The organism is Streptomyces sp. NBC_00425 (assembly GCF_036030735.1).
Lineage (GTDB): Bacteria > Actinomycetota > Actinomycetes > Streptomycetales > Streptomycetaceae > Streptomyces.
Genome location: NZ_CP107928.1, coordinates 9,747,873 through 9,764,059 on the forward strand (window position 1 = coordinate 9,747,873; position 16,187 = coordinate 9,764,059).

Consider the following 16,187-nt stretch of genomic DNA (forward strand, 5'->3'; position numbering starts at 1 on the left):
CCTACTCCCGAGGAGACCCGGCCATGACCCTCTCCGCGCCGCCGAAGGCGGCAGCCCCCCTGTACCGCTGGCTCACCGACCGCCTCGCGGTCTATATGGACCGGGCGCCGGAGAGCATCGACCCCACGGTGCCGCTCGCCGCATACGGCATGGACTCCGTGTGCGCGCTGAGCCTGTGCGGCGACGTCGAGGACGAGCTCGGGATCGCCGTGGAGCCCACACTGGCCTGGGACCACCCCACGGTCGCGGCGCTCGCCGGGCATCTCACCGCCCGCGGCGTCCGGCTCCCCGACAGCGGGCCGCAGCGGTGAGCGCGGACGCCGTCGCCATCGTCGGCCTGGACTGCGTCCTGCCCGGCGCGCCCGACGCCGACGCCTACTGGAACCTGCTGATGCGCGCCGGTGACGCGATCGGCGAACTGCCCGCGCAACGCCGCGACGGGCACGGCTTCGACGACACGGTGCGCGGCGGCTTCATCGACGACATCGCCACCTTCGACAACGACTTCTTCACCGTCGCGCCGCGCGAGGCCGCCGCCATGGACCCCCAGCAGCGACTGCTCCTGCAGTGCGCCTGGCGGGCCCTGGAGGACGCCGGGCAGTCGCCGGCCGCACTGGCGGGCGGCGACACCGGCGTCTTCGTCGGCGTCATGGGCAGCGAATGGGCCCAGCTCCACCTCACCGACCCCACACGGGTCACCCCCCAGCTCGGGGCGGGCAGCAGCGCGGCGATGACCGCCAACCGCATCTCCTACCACCTCGACCTCAAGGGCCCGAGCCTCGCCGTCGACACCGCCTGCTCGTCCTCCCTGGTGGCCGTGCACCTCGCAGTCAACTCACTGCTGGCCGGCGAGTCCTCCACCGCCGTCGCGGGCGGCGTCAACCTCGTCCTCACCCCCGCACCCGGACTCGTCTACGAACGGATGGGCCTGGCCGCCCGGGACGGCCGCTGCAAGCCCTTCAGCACCGACGCCGACGGCATCGGCCGCAGCGACGGCGTGGGCGTCGTGGTACTGCGGCGCCTGACCGACGCCCTGGCCGACGGCCAGCGGATCTACGCGGTCGTCCACGGCACCGCCGTCAACCAGGACGGCCGCAGCAACGGCCTCACCGCCCCCAACCGGTGGTCGCAGCGCGAAGTCGTCGCCGCCGCCTGCCGGCGCGCCCGCATCACCCCCGCACAGGTGAGGTTCATCGAGGCGCACGGCACCGGGACCGCGCTCGGCGACATCATCGAGTGCGCCGCCCTCGGCGAACTGCACGCCGTGCAACGGGACGAGCCCTGCGCCATCGGATCCGTGAAAGGCAACCTCGGCCACACCGAGGGCGCCGCCGGCATCGCGGGCCTCATCAAGGTCGCGCTCGCGCTGCACCACCGCATCGTGCCCGCCAGCCGCTTCGCCGACCGCGAGAACCCCCAACTACGGCTCGCCGAACGCGGACTGCGGCTCATCAAGGCGCCCATACGACTGCCCGCCGACGACGTCTGGGCCGGCGTCAGCAGCTTCGGCATGGGCGGCACCAACGCCCACGCCGTCCTCGCCGGCGCCCCGCGCCCCCGCCGCACCCCGACCGCACGCGCCCCGCGCCCCGCCGCCCGCGCCGTGGGCGTGTTCACCGTCTCCGCCAACACCCCCGAGGCGCTGCGCCGCAACCTCGCCGTGCAGGCCGACGCCGTCGCCCGCCGCCCGCGCGGCGCCGCGGCCCCCCTGTGCTGGAGCAGCAACCTGGTCAAGACCGGCCAGTCCTACCGGGCCGCCTTCACCGCCCGCGACACCGTCGAACTCGCCGCCGCGCTGAGCGCCGCCGCCGACGACGAACAACTGCGCGCCGGCATCGCCGACCGGGCCCTGCACCCGCCGGCCATCGGCTTCCTCTTCAGCGGCCAGGGCGCCCAGGAACCCGGCATGACCGGCGCCCTCTACCGCGACAGCGCCTCCTACCGCCGCCACCTCGACACCGCCGACGACGTGCTGCGGCCCCATCTCGGCGCCTCCGTACGGGACATGATCCTGGACGAGGACCCGGCCGTGCACCGCACCGGCTGGGCCCAGCCCGCCCTGTTCGCCGTCGAGTACGCCCTCTTCCGCACCCTGGGGGACCTCGGCATCGAGCCCGACGCCGTCCTCGGGCACAGCGTGGGCGAGTTCGCCGCCGCCGTCGCGGCGGGCGCGCTCACCCTCGACGACGCGGCCCGGCTGGTGTCGGCGCGGGCCGCGCTCATGGAGCGCCTCCCGGACGGCGGCGGCATGCTCGGCGTCCGCGCGGCCCGCGCCGACCTGGCCGCGCTCCTCGCCGACGAACCCGACGTGTGCGTCGGCGCCGTCAACGGCCCCGACCGCACCGTGCTCTCGGGACAGCGCACCGCACTCGACCGGATCGCCGCCGCCCTGCACGGACAGGGGGTGCGCACCGACCGCCTGCGCGTCTCGCACGCCTTCCACTCCCCGCAGATGGCGCCGGCCCTGGACGGCCTCGCCGAAGCCGCCGCCGGCCTGCGAACGACGCCGCCCGCCCTGCCCATGGCCTCCACACGCTACGGCGCCATGCTCGACGACCGCCCCCTGGACGCCGCGTACTGGCGCGAGCAGGCCGCGGGCCCCGTGCTCTTCGCCGACGCCCTGAACGCCCTCATGACGGAGACCATGCCCGCCTGCCTCATCGAGATCGGGCCCAGCCCCCACCTCGTACAGCTCGCAGGACGCGCCGGACTGCCCTGCGGGGTCCGGCTGCTGCACCCCGTCCCCGGCCGCGAGGCGAGCGTGAGGGACCTCGCCGAGACCGTCGCCGCCCTCTACCGCTCGGGACTCGAACCCAGGTGGCGCGAACTGTACGAGCCCGCCCAGCGCACCACCGAACAGCTCGCCCCCTACGCCTTCTCCACCGAACACACCTTCTGGCAGCCCGCGCCGCGCCGCACCGACCGGCCCGAACCACCCGCCGCCCCGCCGCCCGCCACCGCCCCCCCACCGGCCGGCGCGCACACCGGCCCGCACACCGACGAGGAGACGGACCCCGTGCTCGCCGCGGTGATCGAGACGGTGGTGGAGGTGGGGGAGTACGACCCGCAGCGCGTCGGACGCCAGACCCGGCTCTACGCGGACCTCGGATTCGACTCAGTGATGATCATGCAGCTCAAGGACCGCCTCGAAGCCCGGCTGCCGCAGACGGAAGGAGTCACCGTGCAGCAACTGCTGCCCGCCCTGCGCTCGGTGGGCTCCCTCGCCGACTTCCTCAGCGACTGGAACAGCGTAGGAGCCAGGACATGACCCCTCACGACGCGCCCGGCGCACCCCTGCACATCGCCGGCACCGGCACCGCCCTGCCCGGCGACCCGGTCGACAACGCGCGCCTGGGCAAGACCTTCGGGATCGACGAGGAGTGGATCGACCTCTTCGTCGGCACCCGCACCCGCCACTTCGGCTGGGACCTCGCCACCGGCGAGATCCGGCACAGCCTCACCGACCTGTGCGCCGAGGCGGCCGCCCGCGCCGCCGACGCGGCCGGCGCCCGCCTGCAGGACCTGGACTTCCTCGTCCTGGCCACCACCACACCGGACCGGCTGCTGCCCACCACCGCCAACGAGGTCGCCGACCGGCTGGGCCTGGACCACCTGCCCACCTACCAGATCCAGGCAGGCTGCTCGGGCGCCGTCCAGGCCCTCGACCTGGCCCGGGCCCTGCTCGCCGCCGGGCACCGCAGCGGACTCGTCATCGGCGGCGACACCACCGCCCGCTTCCTCGACCCGAGCCGCACCCCCACCGACCTGCCCACCCAGGAACTCGTCAACTACGTCCTGTTCGGCGACGGCGCGGGCGCCGCCGTCGTCAGCGCCGAACCCCTCGGCGAGGCCCTCGCCGTCCGCACACTGCTGCACCGCTTCAGCGGCCGGGGCCGGACACCGGGCCAGATCATCGACTGGGACGGCCCGGTGCGCCGCGACGCCGGCCGGCAGATGCTGTCCGAGGACTACAAGGCCGTCGAGGAGGGCGTGCCCGTCCTCGCGGGCGAGATCTACTGGGAACTGCTCGACTCCGTCGGCTGGACCCCCGCCGACGTCGACTTCCTGCTGCCGCCGCAGCTGTCCGCCCGGATGACCCGGCGCATCACCGAGAGCCTGGGGGCGTCCACCGCGCACGAGGTGTCCTGCGTCGTGGACACCGGCAACACCGGCAACGCACTGCCCCTGCTCCAGCTCGACAGGCTCCTGGACCGGCTGCCGGACACCGGGCGGGCCCTCGCCCTCGTCGTGGAGTCCAGCAAATGGATCAGGGCCGGCCTCGTCCTGGAGCGCACGCACGCCGCGGAGCCCCGCCCATGACGACACCCTTCCAGCGCCTGCGCGAACTGTCCGCCTCCGGACAGCTGGCCCGCGCCCACCCGCAGGTGGCCCCGCTCCTCGCGGAGATCACCGACGCCGGCGACCGCGAGCCCGCCGCCGTCCTCGCCGAACTGGCGCGCTGCGGCCACCTGCTGCGCGGCCTCGCCGCCCCCGACGTCCTCGCCCACCACCCCGACACCCCCCTCGTCACCGTCGCCGTCACCGGGCACTCCACCCTCGCCCAGCTCCCCGACGCCCTCACCGCCGAACTCGCCCGGCACGGACTCCTCGCCCGCCTCCTCGTCGGCACACACGGCGCCTACCTGCGCGACCTCACCGACCCCGACAGCGAACTGCGCGCCCCACAACCGGACCTGACACTGTGCCTGCTGGACGCGGACGCCGTCTTCGACCGACTCGGCACACCCTGGACCACCGACGACGCCGAAACGGCCTGCGCCCGGCTCGGCGAACGCGTCGCCGCCATCGCCGCCGCCCACACCGCGACCGGAACCGGCACCCTCGTCCTCAACACCCTGCCGCTGCTGCGCCGCCACACCCAGCAGATCATCGACCAGCGCCGGCGCGCCCTGCTCGGCGCCCTGTGGCGCGAGTTCAACGCCCGCCTGCTGCGCCTGACAGCCGACCACCCCGCCGTCACGGTCGTCGACCTCGACCCCCTGATCGCCGACCTCGGCCCGGCCAGCGACCCACGACTGGCCCTCTACACCCGCTCGCCCTTCACCGAACAGCTCCTAGGCGCCTACGCCCGCGAGGCGGCCCACATCCTGCGGGCCCGCAGCGGCCTGACCAAGAAGTGCCTCGTCCTCGACCTCGACGACACCCTGTGGGGCGGCGTCCTGGAAGAAGTCGGCGCCGACGGCCTCGGCGTCGGCGACGACCTGCTCGGCGAGCCCTACCGCCAGATGCAGCGCACCGCCCGGCAACTCGCCGCCCAGGGCGTCCTGCTCGCCGTCAGCAGCAAGAACGACGCCGAACCGGCCGTACAGGCACTGCGCGACCACCCGGACATGACGCTGCGCCCCGACGACTTCGCACGGATCAACGCCAACTGGGAACCCAAGGACGCCAACCTCCGCGACATCGCCCACCACCTCGGCATCGCCACCGACGCCCTCGTCTTCGCCGACGACTCGCCCCAGGAACGCGCCCTGATCCGCCGCAGCCTGCCCGCCACCCCCGTCGTCGCCCTCGGCCGCGAACCCGCACTGCACACCGAGGCACTGCTGCGCGACGCCTGGTTCGACACCCCGCACGTCACCGACGACGACCGGCGCCGCACCGCCCGCTACCGCCAGGCCGCCGCCCGCGACGAACTGCGCCAGGGCGCGGGCACGTACGAGGAATACCTGCACGACCTCGGCATCGTCGTGCACGTCGCGCCGCCGGGCCCGGCCGACACCGCCCGCGTGTGCCAGCTCTCCCTGCGCACCAACCGGTTCAACCTCACCGGCGAGCGGCTCCGGGCCGCCGAACTCGCCGAGATGGCCGCCGACCCGGCCCGCCGGGTCCTCGCCGTACGGGTACGCGACCGCTTCGGCGACAGCGGCCTGGTCGGCGCGCTGCTCACCCGCGACGAGGACGACGGCCTGTACATCGACAACATGATGCTCAGCTGCCGGGCCCTGGCCCGCGGCGTCGAGGACGGCTGCCTGGCCGCCGTCCTCGAACACGCCCGCTCCCGCGGCCTGCCCCGGGTCAGGGCCCGCTACCGGGCCACGCCCGCCAACGCCGCGGCCCGCGGCTTCTACCCCTCGCTGGGCTTCACCGAGGAGCCGGGCGCCGGCCGCGAGCGATGGTTCCGGCACGACCTCGGCCGGCTCCCGGACCGGCCGGGCCACCTGACCCTCGAGGTCCGACTGGGAGGAACGGCCGATGAGCACCACACGCCCCTGGGATGAGTTCGCCGGCTTCGTCTCCCTGCTCCGCGACGAGCTCGGCCTCGACCTGAGCGAACAGCAGGCGGCGGCCGACTTCGACGCCCTGCCCTCCTGGGACTCCGTCCACCTGCTGCGCCTCGTCACGCTCATCGAGCGCGAGACCGGCCGGCGGGTGCCCGTCGCCCGCGTGCTGCAGGCCCGTGGACTGCGCGAGGTCCACGCCCTCACCCGCCCCGACCGCGAGGACCGGCCATGACCGCCCCGACAGGCCCCGCCACGCGGTCGCTGGGCGAGCCCATCGCGTCGACCACGGTGCACACCGACTGGTCCGACGTACGCGCGGACCTGCGCACGCACGGCACCGCGCTGGTCCACGGGCGCCTCGCCGACTGGCGGCCCAAGGACCCCGACGGCCCCGAACTGCGCGCCGTGCTCGGCCGGGACTGGGCCCGCTACCGCGACATCACGCACGAGGACATGCGCGGCCGGTACGCCGCCTCCCGCCGCCTGCTGAAGTACGCCGCCGCCGCCGCGCTGCGCGCCGACGCCCGCGACCTGGAACTCATGTACGGGCCGACCGGCCGGCCCTATCTGCGCGGCTGCGACCAGATCGACATCAGCCTCAGCCACACCGACGACCTGCTGCTGGTCGGGCTGACGACACGGGGCCTGATCGGCGTCGACGCGGAGCGCTCGGACCGTCGTATCTACAGCCGCGGCCTGGACCGGCAGATCTGCACCCCGCACGAACGCCTCACCGTGTCGCGGCTGCCGCTGGCCGAGCGCGACCCGAGCCTGGTGCGGCTGTGGACCCTGAAGGAGGCGTACAGCAAGGCGATCGGCCAGGGGCTGCAGTTCCGGTTCACGGAGTTCGGGTTCGGCGCCGACGGCCGGCCGACCCAGGTGCACCGCCCCGACGGCACCCCGGGCACCGGCGACGAGTGGACGTTCTGCACCTATGTGCTCGGCAGCGACGGCCTCGAGTTCTGCGTCAGCACCGCCGTCTACGACGCGGGGCTCGGCCGCACCCTGGACGCCGAGATCACCACCATGCTCGACGCCGACGCCGTCGCCGCCCTCAACGAGGCGCTCAGCGGGGTGCGCCCGCACGGCTGACTCCCGGTCACAGGTCCTCCACCACCGACGCCGTGGCCTCCAGGACGGCGCTGCCGGCCTGGACGAGGCTCAGCGTGACCGGCGTCAGACGCCGCCCGTCGGCGTCCTTGCCGAGCCGGTCCCACACGGCCGTGCAGCGCATCGGCAGCTCCGGGTCCGCGTAGCCGCGGAAGTGCACGCGCAGGGCGCCCAGAGTGCTGTGCGCCGGCTTGAGGGCGTACGCCCGCCAGGCGGTCAGCAGCGCCGTCTGGCGGACCGCCTCCAGGAGCAGCGCGTGCGCGGGGACTGTGCTGGGCGGCAGCGCCACGTCCACGGCCAGCTGTCCCGGGCACGGCGTCACCGGCCGGCGCAGCAGGACGTCGCCGACGAGGTGGCGCCCCACGTCGGCCGGGGCGACGCGGGCGCCCGGCCCGGGCGCGGCCGGCGTGGCCGAGGCGGCGTCCGCCGCGGCGGCCAGGGCCGCCCGGGAGCGCTCCCGGTGGCCGCGGTGCACCGTCGGCGCCAGGAACACCACGCTCGCGCTCCCGCTGCCGCACGGCACGTCGTCGATGCGCGGGGCGATGGCGAACTCCAGGACCCGGGGCACGCCGTCGACCACCTTGTCGGGGCGCACGCGCAGATGCAGGTCCAGGGGGGCGGGGGAGGACCGCACCCGCCAGGGCGTGACGTCGTCGGCGCGCAGGTCGAAGCGGTAGAAGACGCCGACGCGGGCCGCGGGCACACCGAAGTGCGTGTGCCCGATGAACTCGCCCGCCTCGCGGACCATCTCGGCGGCCGCCCGCAGATCGTGGTGACGGCCGGCCCGCTCGCCGAACGGCCCCAGCCCGTCGGCCAGCTCGCCGGCCAGGACGAACTCCTCCTCGACGTCCGGCGCCGCGGCGACGGGATGCAGCCAGGACCGCGGGCGGTGGACGAGGTGCCGGACGGTCCCCGCCGTCCGCCGCCGGCCTGCGCCGGGCGCGCGCTCCATACTTCCCCCTTCTGTACGGACCGTGCTCGCAACACGATGCGTCGAGGGTGCACGGATTCGGCCACGCCCGGCCAGCCCCGCCCGCTGACAGCTTGCTGCGCGGCACCTACTCCGCCGGCAGGCCGGGCCCGCCCTCGTCGAGGAGCCCGGCCAGCGCCACGTTGACGCCCGCCTGGAACCGGCTGGAGGACTCCACCTGCTCCATGATCTCCGAGATGTACCGCCGGCAGGTGCGCACCGACATGCCCAGCCGGCGCGCGACCAGCTCGTCCTTGTGGCCCTGGGCCATCAGCTTGATGATCGACCGCTTCAGGTCGTCGGCGACGGGGGTCTGCGCCGTGGAGCCCGGGGTGAACGCCGTGCCGGTGTCCCACAGATGCTCGTACACCTTGCACAGGAACGCCACGAGGGTCGGCTCCCGCACGACGACGGCGCCCGGCGGCCGGTCCTCGACGTGCTCGGGCAGGAACACCGCCTCGCGGTCGTAGATGATGATGCGGTCGATCAGCTCGTCCGTGGTGCGCACCTCGGCGCCCGCCGCGGCCACCGCGCGGATGTACGACGTCGTGGTCAGGTCGCTGCGCACGGTGTGCTGGTAGAGATGCCGCACCCGCACGCCGCGCGCCAGCCGGGCCAGGGTGAGCGGGCGCGCGTTCTCCAGATACCGGGGCGGGCGGGGGCCGCCCGGCTGCGCGGTGAGGATCTCCGTGCGGCAGCGCGCCCCCCAGTCGTCGAGCATGGCCTGCAGGACCCGGATGTCGCTGATCACGTCGAACGCCTCGGCCTGGTTGCGGCGTCTGCGGCTCTCGAAGTAGGCGGGCTGCAGCGAGCGCATCCGGGTGCGCACGTCGGTGACCGCCTGCTGCAGCTCGTGGATCTGCTGCTCGGTCGGCCCCACCAGATCGGCCGCGGCGGCCTCGGGGCTGACCGGCATGAGGGTCTCGGGCTCGCCCGGCATCGGATGCAGCAGGCTGAACTCCGTCAGGGTCTGCTCGACCCGCACGGCCACCTCGAGCGACGTGCCCAGCGCACGGGCGATCTGCTCGCGGTCGAACCGCCCGAGTGTGACCGCCTTCTGGTAAGCGGTCGCGCATATGCCGTCGAGTTCGTTGGAGTTCGGCCCGGAAAGAGAACCTTCTTGCATTACGTTGTCGCACCCCCGTACGCAAAGAGAAAAGCTGTCATGCAACTTTACGTCATCGAGAATCGCTTGGAAGCGGCTGGAGCGGCAGGGCAGTCTTCTGCGTGGAGAAGCCAAGCATAAATAGGGGGCAACGATGAACAAGGGCATGTTCGCCAAAACGGCAGCGGCCGTGTGCGCGTCGTTTGTGATTTTGGGAAGTCTTGGTTCAGGTTTGGCGGAGGCGTCAACTCCGGATGTGTCGGTCGGTCTCTCGCCTCTCATCGTGGTGCTGACGGGGGACACCTCGATGTGCCCGGAAGACGACCAGTGGGGTTCCGCTTGCCCGTGACCGGCGCGGTCCGGTGCACGACACCCTGAACGGCGTGGCTCCAGGCGGCCGCCGGGCATGGGGGAGACGGTGGAGTCCGAGGCCGGCTCCCGGACCCCCCTCCGCGCGACGCCGCTCATGACGCCCCGCTGTGCGGCACCTGTGTGCCGTGCGGCGGGGCGCTGCCTCTGCCGCCGCCGGCCCGCGGCGGCGGCGGTATCCGGCCGTTCCCGGCCGCCTACGGGGCGCCCGGCCCGGTCCCGCTGCGGCCGACCGCATGAGCGACTTCTGCCCGAGAATTTACTCCGAGTTTCTTGAATATGCGGCTCATGTGCGTTTCGACGGTTTTCGTGCTGATGCCGAGGTGAGCGGCAATGCGCTGGTTCGTGTATCCGGCGGAAACCAGATGGGCGATCTCCGTCTCCCGGGCACTCGCCGCCGCGAGCGGAGAATTGGCGGGCCGACCGGAAGAGCGGCCTTTCTTTTCCTCGGCGATCCCGTTCGCGAAGGAAAGCATCCATGAATTCCCGTGGCCGGCCGAGACGGCGGCCGCGAGTTCGCCCGGGAATTGTGCGGCGTCCTGGTCTCCGCATTCCCTGCGGGTGCGCGCGAGCCCGAGAGCCAACGGGGCAATGGCATGCCCGTGGCCGAGGAAAAGAGCCGCGCGCAGTCCCCGCTCGAATCGAGGAGCGGCCCGCCCGGGCATGCCCAGACGCAGTTCCGTCTCGCCCAGCCACCGGCAGGCCTCCAGACGGTCGACCCAGTGCGCGCCCTCCGCCGCGCCGCCCGGCGTCCCCCCGGCGGGCCCTGCGCCCGCGTCCGCTCCCGCCGCGCCCGCGCCCAGCGCCCGGTCCACGCGATCGGCCGCATCGCGCGCCGCGGCGGTCGCGCCGCCCAGCACGTGCGCGGCGCCGAGCAGGGCGGCCACCGCGAGCCCCGGCCCCGCCTCGACGTCCTCGGACACCGCCCGCACGGCGCGCTCCACCGTTCCCGCCCCGGCGCTCACGCCGAGCTGAGCCATCTCCACGGCCAGCGCCAGCCGTTCGGCCCGCACCCCCCGCCCTCCGTCGCCCGCCTCCATGCCGCGCGGGGGCGCGTCGAGCAGCGCCCCCGCCTGCGCGTACCTGCCGAGCCCGCGCAGCCCGCGCACCCGCCACAGCACCGCGTCCGCGGCGGTCGCGTCCGCGGCGGCCGGCAGCCGGTGCCACGTCGCGGCGTACAGCCGCTCGGCCGCACCCGGCTGCCCGGCCAGCACCAGCGCCTCGGCCCGCCACAGCGCCGGCTCCACCGGATCGCCCAGCACCGCACCGGCCCGGGCCAGCGCCCGGGCCGCCCGGGCCGGCTGGCGCCACAGCGTCTCGCGCGCCGCCTGGGCCAGCACCCCCGCGTCGTCCGCCGTCAGCGCGTCGCAGTCGACGAGATGCGCCGCCAGCGCGAGCGTCTCCCCGGCCGCGCGCAGCGCCGCGACCGCCCGCAGGCGGGCCGCGTGCCGCCAGCCCGCCCCCGACGCATGGTGGATCCGGGCCCGGACGGCCGGCCGGACGAAGCGGAAACGCCGCCCGTGCGCGTCCGGCACCACCAGACTCTCGGCGTGCAGCGCGTCCAGAGCGCACAGCACGTCGGACTCGGGAAGCTGGGCCGTCGCGGCGACCACCGACGGCAGGAACGAGTCGCCGACCACGGCGGCCGCACACGCGGTGCGCCAGCCCAGCGACGACAGGCAGTGCAGATCGAGCCCCCGCGCCGCGGCGGCCGACGGCGGTACACCGGTGGCCACTTCGAGCACGCCGTACACGCCGCCGCCCGCCCCGCCGGCACCCGCGCCGCCGCCCGTTCCGCACGACGGCCCGCCCGCGCCCGCCCCGCCGAGCAGCCCCGGCACCCCGCCCGCGTCACGCAGCGCCACGGCCACCGCCACCGGGCCCGGCCCCGCGGGCAGCAGCGCCCGCATCCGGTCGTCGGACAGCGGCGCGAGACGCAGATGGTGCAGGTTCGGGGCCTCGTAGGCCAGGGCCGTCAGATGCCGGTCCGCGGGGACCGCACGGTGCGCGAAGACGGTCAGCACCGGAGCCCTCGGCGGACAGCGCACCAGGTACTCGATGAAGTCCGTGGTGAGCGCGCAGGCCCGGTGCGCGTCGTCCAGGACCAGCAACAGGCCCCGGCCCGAGGCCAGTTGGGCGACGGCGGCGCGCAGCGCCCGCAACAGGCCGTAGTGGCCGGCCGCCCCGTCGGCCATCCCGCCGGTCATCGCGTGGGCCGTCCCGTCGGCCGCCTGCGGGCCGTGCAGCGAGGGGAAGACCGCCGCCAGCCGCCCGGTGGCCGCCGCGCCGAGCTGCTCGAACAGCGAGCCGTCGGCCCGGGCCAGGACGTCGTCCAGCGCGTCCACGACCACCTCCAGCGGACGCGTTCCGCCGCCGCGCGGGATCCGGCCCGCCGCGACCGTCCAGCCGTCCCGCCGGGCCGAGCGGACCAGGCGACGCAGCAGATGGGACTTGCCGACCCCCGGCTCACCGCTGACCCGCACCACCTGCGGGCTCTGCCCCGACAGGGTCAACCACCCACGCAACAGGCCCAGTTCGGCATCCCGCAGGAACACCGGACCCCCGAGCCGGGCCGCTGCTCCAGGCACTGGCGCCGCTTCCGGCACGACAACCTCCTTGCGCGAATATCCGCCAGGAAAGAGTGCCCCGCCCCGAGGAGCCGGCCAAGTCGCGGCCGCTGTCCACACCTTGCCTGGCAGAAAGTCCGCCCCGGGCGCGGAGCCCTGCCGAAATGTCGGGGAGAACCCTGAACGGCCCCACGACACGGACAGCGAAGGTCTCCCGAATGCTTTGACATCTGAAGGGAGAACAGATGCGAACAGATGCGGGCATGCTTTACCTGAACCTTTCACGCTCTCCGCCCCACCCGCGCTCCTGGAGTTCCTCTCAGGGGAAACCCCGACTGGCGCACCGGCCGCCCCGCGCACACCCTCGGTCGCGTTCTTGCGTGCCCGATTCCTTATCCCGCGGAGAGTGAAAGTGCCCACCCCCAGCAGCGTCCGGCTGCGAATCGGCTATGCCTGCGGGGCCCTGGTGACTGGCGCGTTCACGACGCTCCCAGGGCTCCTGCTGCTCCCCTACCTCACCGACACCCTCGGCGTGGGCGCGGCCCTCGCCGGATGCGTCGTCCTGATCCCCAAAGCGTGGGCGGTGCTGCTCACCCCCCTCGCCGGCCGCGCCGGCGACCGCACCCACGCCAGACGAGGCAGCAGACGACGCCACATCCTGACCGGCGGCCTCGGCGCCGCCGCCGGATTCGCCGCGATGCTCGCGGGCGTCACCGACGGCGCCGCGGGCGCGGCCTGGACAGGCCTCGGATTCCTCCTCACCGCGACAGCCTTCGCCTTCTTCCAGGCCGCCTACGCCGCGCTCCCCGCCGACCTCGCGGACAGCCCGCGCGAACGGACCCGGCTGGTCGGCGGCCGGGTGGCGGGCATCGCCGTGGCCGCCCTGACCATCGGCTCGGCCGGACCCGCCATCGCCGACGCGGACGGCGGCAGCCTCGCCGGACACCGCTGGGCCGGCCTGTTCGGCGCCGCCGTCATGGCCGCCGGAGCCCTGGCCGTCGCCTTCGGCCCCGCCCACACCCGCCCCGCCCACACCCGCCCCGCCCACACACGCCCCGCGGCCCCGCCCGCACCCCCCGCCCCACCCCGCACGGCGGACGGCGCCCACCCCGCACGCCGGCTCGCCCTGCTGCGCGAGATCCCCGCCTTCGCCGCCCTGCTGCGCACCACGGCCCTCCAGATGGCCGCCACCGGCTGCCTGCTCGCCGCGGGACCGTACTTCGCCGAACACATCCTGCACGACCCCGACCTGACACCCCTGCTCGTCGCCGCGTTCGTCCTGCCCAACCTGCTCGTCGTCCCCCTGTGGACCCGCTTCGCCGCCCGCCACGGACACCGCGCGGGACTCCGCACGGCCTGCGCCCTCTTCGCCGGCGGCTGCCTGCTGCTGGCCGCCGCGCCCGCCCTGCCCGCACCGTACGCACCCGCCGTGCTGCTCATCATCGGCACGGCACACGCCGGCCAACTCCTCTTCCTCTACGCGATGCTGGCCGAGACCACGGCCCACGACAGCGCGCACACCGGCCGCAACCGCGTCGGCGCGCTGTCCGGACTGTTCAGCGCAGCCGAGGCCCTCGGCATCGCCGCCGGACCCTTCCTGGTCGCCCTCGTAGCGCTCCAGCCCTTCGGCTACACCCCCTCCACCACCGGGCAGGCGGCCCACCAGAGCGCCACCGCCCAATGGGGCGTCCTGGCCGCGATGTCACTGCTCCCGGCCCTGCTCACCGCCGCCGCACTGCTCCTCCTGCGCGACCGGCGCCCCGGCACACCCGCCCCGACCATCGCGCAGACGACCGGCGAGCTCGCACAACCCCGGCTTTAGGCGGCGGATCGACGCTCGGTGCCGCGCCACCCACCCGAGCCGGCGCACCCGTGTCGAAGAGGGGCCTTCCATTGAGCATGACCGACGAAAGGCCGGTGAGGGGTGCGCAGGCGCCGCCGAAACCCGCGACGACCCGCCCCACCTCGCTGCGCGAGCGCACCGCCGAACTCGTCGCCCTGCGCGAGCAGGTGGCCCGCGGACCCAGCGAGCAGGCCACCCGGGCCCAGCACGACAAAGGCAAACTGACCGCCCACGAACGCCTGCGGCTCCTCTTCGACGAAGGGACGTTCGTCGAGATCGAAGGACTGCGCCGGCACCGGGCCACCGGATTCGGCCTGGAGTTCAAAAAACCGCACAGCGACGGCGTGGTCATCGGCTGGGGCCGGGTGCACGAGCGCACCGTCTTCGCCTACGCCCACGACTTCCGCATCTTCGGCGGCGCACTCGGCGAAGCCCACGCAGCGAAGATCCACAAGGTGATGGACCTCGCCGAGGCCGCCGGCGCCCCCGTCGTCGGCCTGTGCGACGGCGCCGGCGCCCGCATCCAGGAAGGCGTCACCGCACTCGCCGGATACGGCGGCATCTTCACCCGCAACGTCCGCAACTCCGGAGTCATCCCCCAGATCTCCGTCGTGCTCGGCCCCTGCGCCGGAGGCGCCGCCTACTCGCCCGCCCTCACCGACTTCGTGTTCATGGTCCGCGGCACCTCACAGATGTTCATCACCGGACCGGACGTGGTGCAGGCCGTGACCGGCGAACACGTCACCCAGGAACGACTCGGCGGCGCCGACAGCCACGCCGCCGTCTCCGGCGTCGCCGGCTTCGCCTACGACACCGAGGAGAGCTGCCTCGAGGACGTCCGCTACCTGCTGTCGTACCTGCCGTCCAACAACCGCGAACTGCCCCCGCCGGCCGACGCCGACGACCCCGCGGACCGCCGCTGCGACCGCCTCCTCGACCTCGTCCCCGCCCAGCCCAACCAGTCGTACGACATGCGCGAGGTGATCGCCGAAGTCGTCGACCACGGCGAGTACTTCGAAGTCCACGCCGGCTGGGCGCAGAACGTCGTCTGCGCGTTCTCCCGCCTCGACGGGCAGGTCGTCGGCATCGTCGCCAACCAGCCCGCCGCCCTCGCCGGCGTCCTCGACATCCACGCCTCCGAGAAAGCCGCACGCTTCGTCCAGTTCTGCGACGCCTTCAGCGTGCCGCTGGTGACCCTCGTCGACGTGCCCGGCTTCCTCCCGGGCGTCGACCAGGAACACGGCGGAGTCATCCGCCACGGCGCCAAACTCCTCTACGCCTACTGCAACGCCACCGTGCCCCGCATCTCCCTCGTCCTGCGCAAGGCCTACGGCGGCGCGTACATCGTGATGGACTCCCGCTCGATCGGCGCCGACATCGCGCTGGCCTGGCCCTCCAACGAGATCGCCGTGATGGGCGCCGAGGGCGCCGCAGGCGTGATCTTCCGCCGGGAGATCGCCGCCGCCGACGACCCCGACGCCGTCCGCGCACAGAAGATCAAGGACTACGAGACCGAACTCATGCACCCCTACTACGCGGCCGAGCGCGGCCTCGTGGACGACGTGATCGACCCCGCCGACACCCGCTCCCGGCTCATCACCGCCCTGTCCATGCTGCGCTCCAAACACGTGCCGCTGCCGGGACGCAAGCACGGGAACCTGCCCCTGTGAGCGCCGGGAGGAACAACCCCGAACCCGCCACCGAGCAGGCGCTCGCCCAGGCCTCCCTGCGGATCCTGCGCGGCAACCCCACCCTGGAGGAGGTCGCGGCGCTCGCCACCGCCCTCGCGGCCCGAGCGCGCACCGCGAGCGGCGGCCGCCGGCCGCACACCCCCGCAGGCCCGGCCGACCCGACGGCGCGCACCCGCCGGCAGCGACCCGGCGAGGACTTCAGGGCCCCCGGGGCATGGGCCTCGTGACCCCACGCCCCCCGGCCCCGGACCCGCGCCGCAAACCCGTCGCCCGGACCGGCGCCCCCC

At 74.4% G+C, this 16,187-nt stretch carries 13 protein-coding genes; 10 read left to right on the forward strand and 3 right to left on the reverse strand.

Annotated elements, in window-relative coordinates; all coding sequences use genetic code 11:
- The first annotated feature begins 23 nt into the window (after positions 1-23).
- Genes OHS82_RS43050 through OHS82_RS43075 form a run of 6 tightly spaced genes read left to right on the forward strand, consistent with a single transcriptional unit; the run spans position 24 to position 7,337 of the window.
- The gene (locus OHS82_RS43050) at positions 24-311 is read left to right on the forward strand and encodes an acyl carrier protein (protein WP_057578432.1); all 288 of its coding nucleotides are present in this window, start codon (positions 24-26) and stop codon (positions 309-311) included.
- Positions 308-3,268 (forward strand): type I polyketide synthase, encoded by a 2,961-nt coding sequence (locus tag OHS82_RS43055; protein ID WP_057578430.1) that lies wholly within the window; start codon positions 308-310, stop codon positions 3,266-3,268. Before OHS82_RS43050 ends, OHS82_RS43055 begins: the two co-directional genes overlap by 4 nt.
- Entirely contained in the window at positions 3,265-4,320 is a 1,056-nt protein-coding gene (locus OHS82_RS43060) for a 3-oxoacyl-[acyl-carrier-protein] synthase III C-terminal domain-containing protein (RefSeq protein WP_057578428.1), read from the forward strand. The genes OHS82_RS43055 and OHS82_RS43060 overlap by 4 nt, the downstream gene beginning before the upstream one ends.
- Positions 4,317-6,242, forward strand: a complete 1,926-nt coding sequence (locus OHS82_RS43065; protein WP_328432903.1) for an HAD-IIIC family phosphatase — start codon at positions 4,317-4,319, stop codon at positions 6,240-6,242. Before OHS82_RS43060 ends, OHS82_RS43065 begins: the two co-directional genes overlap by 4 nt.
- Complete coding sequence (locus tag OHS82_RS43070) at positions 6,217-6,477, forward strand: acyl carrier protein (RefSeq protein WP_057578424.1); 261 nt, start codon at positions 6,217-6,219, stop codon at positions 6,475-6,477. The genes OHS82_RS43065 and OHS82_RS43070 overlap by 26 nt, the downstream gene beginning before the upstream one ends.
- On the forward strand, positions 6,474-7,337 hold the full coding sequence (locus OHS82_RS43075) for a 4'-phosphopantetheinyl transferase family protein (RefSeq protein ID WP_057578422.1): 864 nt from the start codon (positions 6,474-6,476) through the stop codon (positions 7,335-7,337). The genes OHS82_RS43070 and OHS82_RS43075 overlap by 4 nt, the downstream gene beginning before the upstream one ends.
- A gap of 7 nt (positions 7,338-7,344) precedes the next feature.
- On the opposite strand, the gene OHS82_RS43080 is transcribed toward OHS82_RS43075, so the two are convergent.
- Positions 7,345-8,307, reverse strand: a complete 963-nt coding sequence (locus OHS82_RS43080; RefSeq protein ID WP_328432902.1) for a hypothetical protein — start codon at positions 8,305-8,307, stop codon at positions 7,345-7,347.
- A gap of 106 nt (positions 8,308-8,413) precedes the next feature.
- Positions 8,414-9,451, reverse strand: a complete 1,038-nt coding sequence (locus tag OHS82_RS43085; protein ID WP_057578418.1) for a hypothetical protein — start codon at positions 9,449-9,451, stop codon at positions 8,414-8,416.
- 133 nt (positions 9,452-9,584) lie between these two features.
- Between OHS82_RS43085 and OHS82_RS43090 the strand changes: the two genes are divergently transcribed.
- On the forward strand, positions 9,585-9,779 hold the full coding sequence (locus OHS82_RS43090; RefSeq protein ID WP_157876361.1) for a hypothetical protein: 195 nt from the start codon (positions 9,585-9,587) through the stop codon (positions 9,777-9,779).
- A 217-nt stretch (positions 9,780-9,996) separates the two neighbouring features.
- Here OHS82_RS43090 and OHS82_RS43095 read toward each other — a convergent pair whose 3' ends face one another.
- Positions 9,997-12,405: a helix-turn-helix transcriptional regulator gene (locus OHS82_RS43095; RefSeq protein WP_328432901.1), complete on the reverse strand. Its 2,409-nt coding sequence runs from the start codon at positions 12,403-12,405 to the stop codon at positions 9,997-9,999.
- A gap of 373 nt (positions 12,406-12,778) precedes the next feature.
- On the opposite strand from OHS82_RS43095, the gene OHS82_RS43100 reads away from it, so the two are divergent.
- The 3 genes from OHS82_RS43100 to OHS82_RS43110 all read left to right on the forward strand — a co-directional run bounded on the left by OHS82_RS43100 (position 12,779) and on the right by OHS82_RS43110 (position 16,127).
- Positions 12,779-14,188, forward strand: coding sequence for an MFS transporter (locus tag OHS82_RS43100; protein WP_328432900.1), 1,410 nt, complete (start codon positions 12,779-12,781; stop codon positions 14,186-14,188).
- A 77-nt stretch (positions 14,189-14,265) separates the two neighbouring features.
- Positions 14,266-15,879 carry an acyl-CoA carboxylase subunit beta gene (locus OHS82_RS43105; protein ID WP_057578411.1) on the forward strand — a complete coding sequence of 538 codons (1,614 nt, stop codon included), beginning with the start codon at positions 14,266-14,268 and terminating at the stop codon, positions 15,877-15,879.
- A complete protein-coding gene (locus OHS82_RS43110) occupies positions 15,876-16,127 on the forward strand; it encodes an acyl-CoA carboxylase epsilon subunit (RefSeq protein ID WP_057578409.1) in 252 nt (83 codons plus the stop codon). Before OHS82_RS43105 ends, OHS82_RS43110 begins: the two co-directional genes overlap by 4 nt.
- The last annotated feature ends 60 nt before the right edge of the window (positions 16,128-16,187 follow it).

What these genes read in the sequence shown, in the direction of transcription:
- OHS82_RS43060 (WP_057578428.1), top strand. Translation starts at nt 3,265, where the DNA reads ATGACCCCTCACGACGCGCCCGGCGCACCCCTGCACATCGCCGGCACC.
- OHS82_RS43085 (WP_057578418.1), bottom strand. Translation starts at nt 9,451, where the DNA reads ATGCAAGAAGGTTCTCTTTCCGGGCCGAACTCCAACGAACTCGACGGC.
- OHS82_RS43080 (WP_328432902.1), bottom strand. Translation starts at nt 8,307, where the DNA reads ATGGAGCGCGCGCCCGGCGCAGGCCGGCGGCGGACGGCGGGGACCGTC.
- OHS82_RS43105 (WP_057578411.1), top strand. Translation starts at nt 14,266, where the DNA reads ATGACCGACGAAAGGCCGGTGAGGGGTGCGCAGGCGCCGCCGAAACCC.
- OHS82_RS43050 (WP_057578432.1), top strand. Translation starts at nt 24, where the DNA reads ATGACCCTCTCCGCGCCGCCGAAGGCGGCAGCCCCCCTGTACCGCTGG.
- OHS82_RS43090 (WP_157876361.1), top strand. Translation starts at nt 9,585, where the DNA reads ATGAACAAGGGCATGTTCGCCAAAACGGCAGCGGCCGTGTGCGCGTCG.
- OHS82_RS43075 (WP_057578422.1), top strand. Translation starts at nt 6,474, where the DNA reads ATGACCGCCCCGACAGGCCCCGCCACGCGGTCGCTGGGCGAGCCCATC.
- OHS82_RS43070 (WP_057578424.1), top strand. Translation starts at nt 6,217, where the DNA reads ATGAGCACCACACGCCCCTGGGATGAGTTCGCCGGCTTCGTCTCCCTG.
- OHS82_RS43065 (WP_328432903.1), top strand. Translation starts at nt 4,317, where the DNA reads ATGACGACACCCTTCCAGCGCCTGCGCGAACTGTCCGCCTCCGGACAG.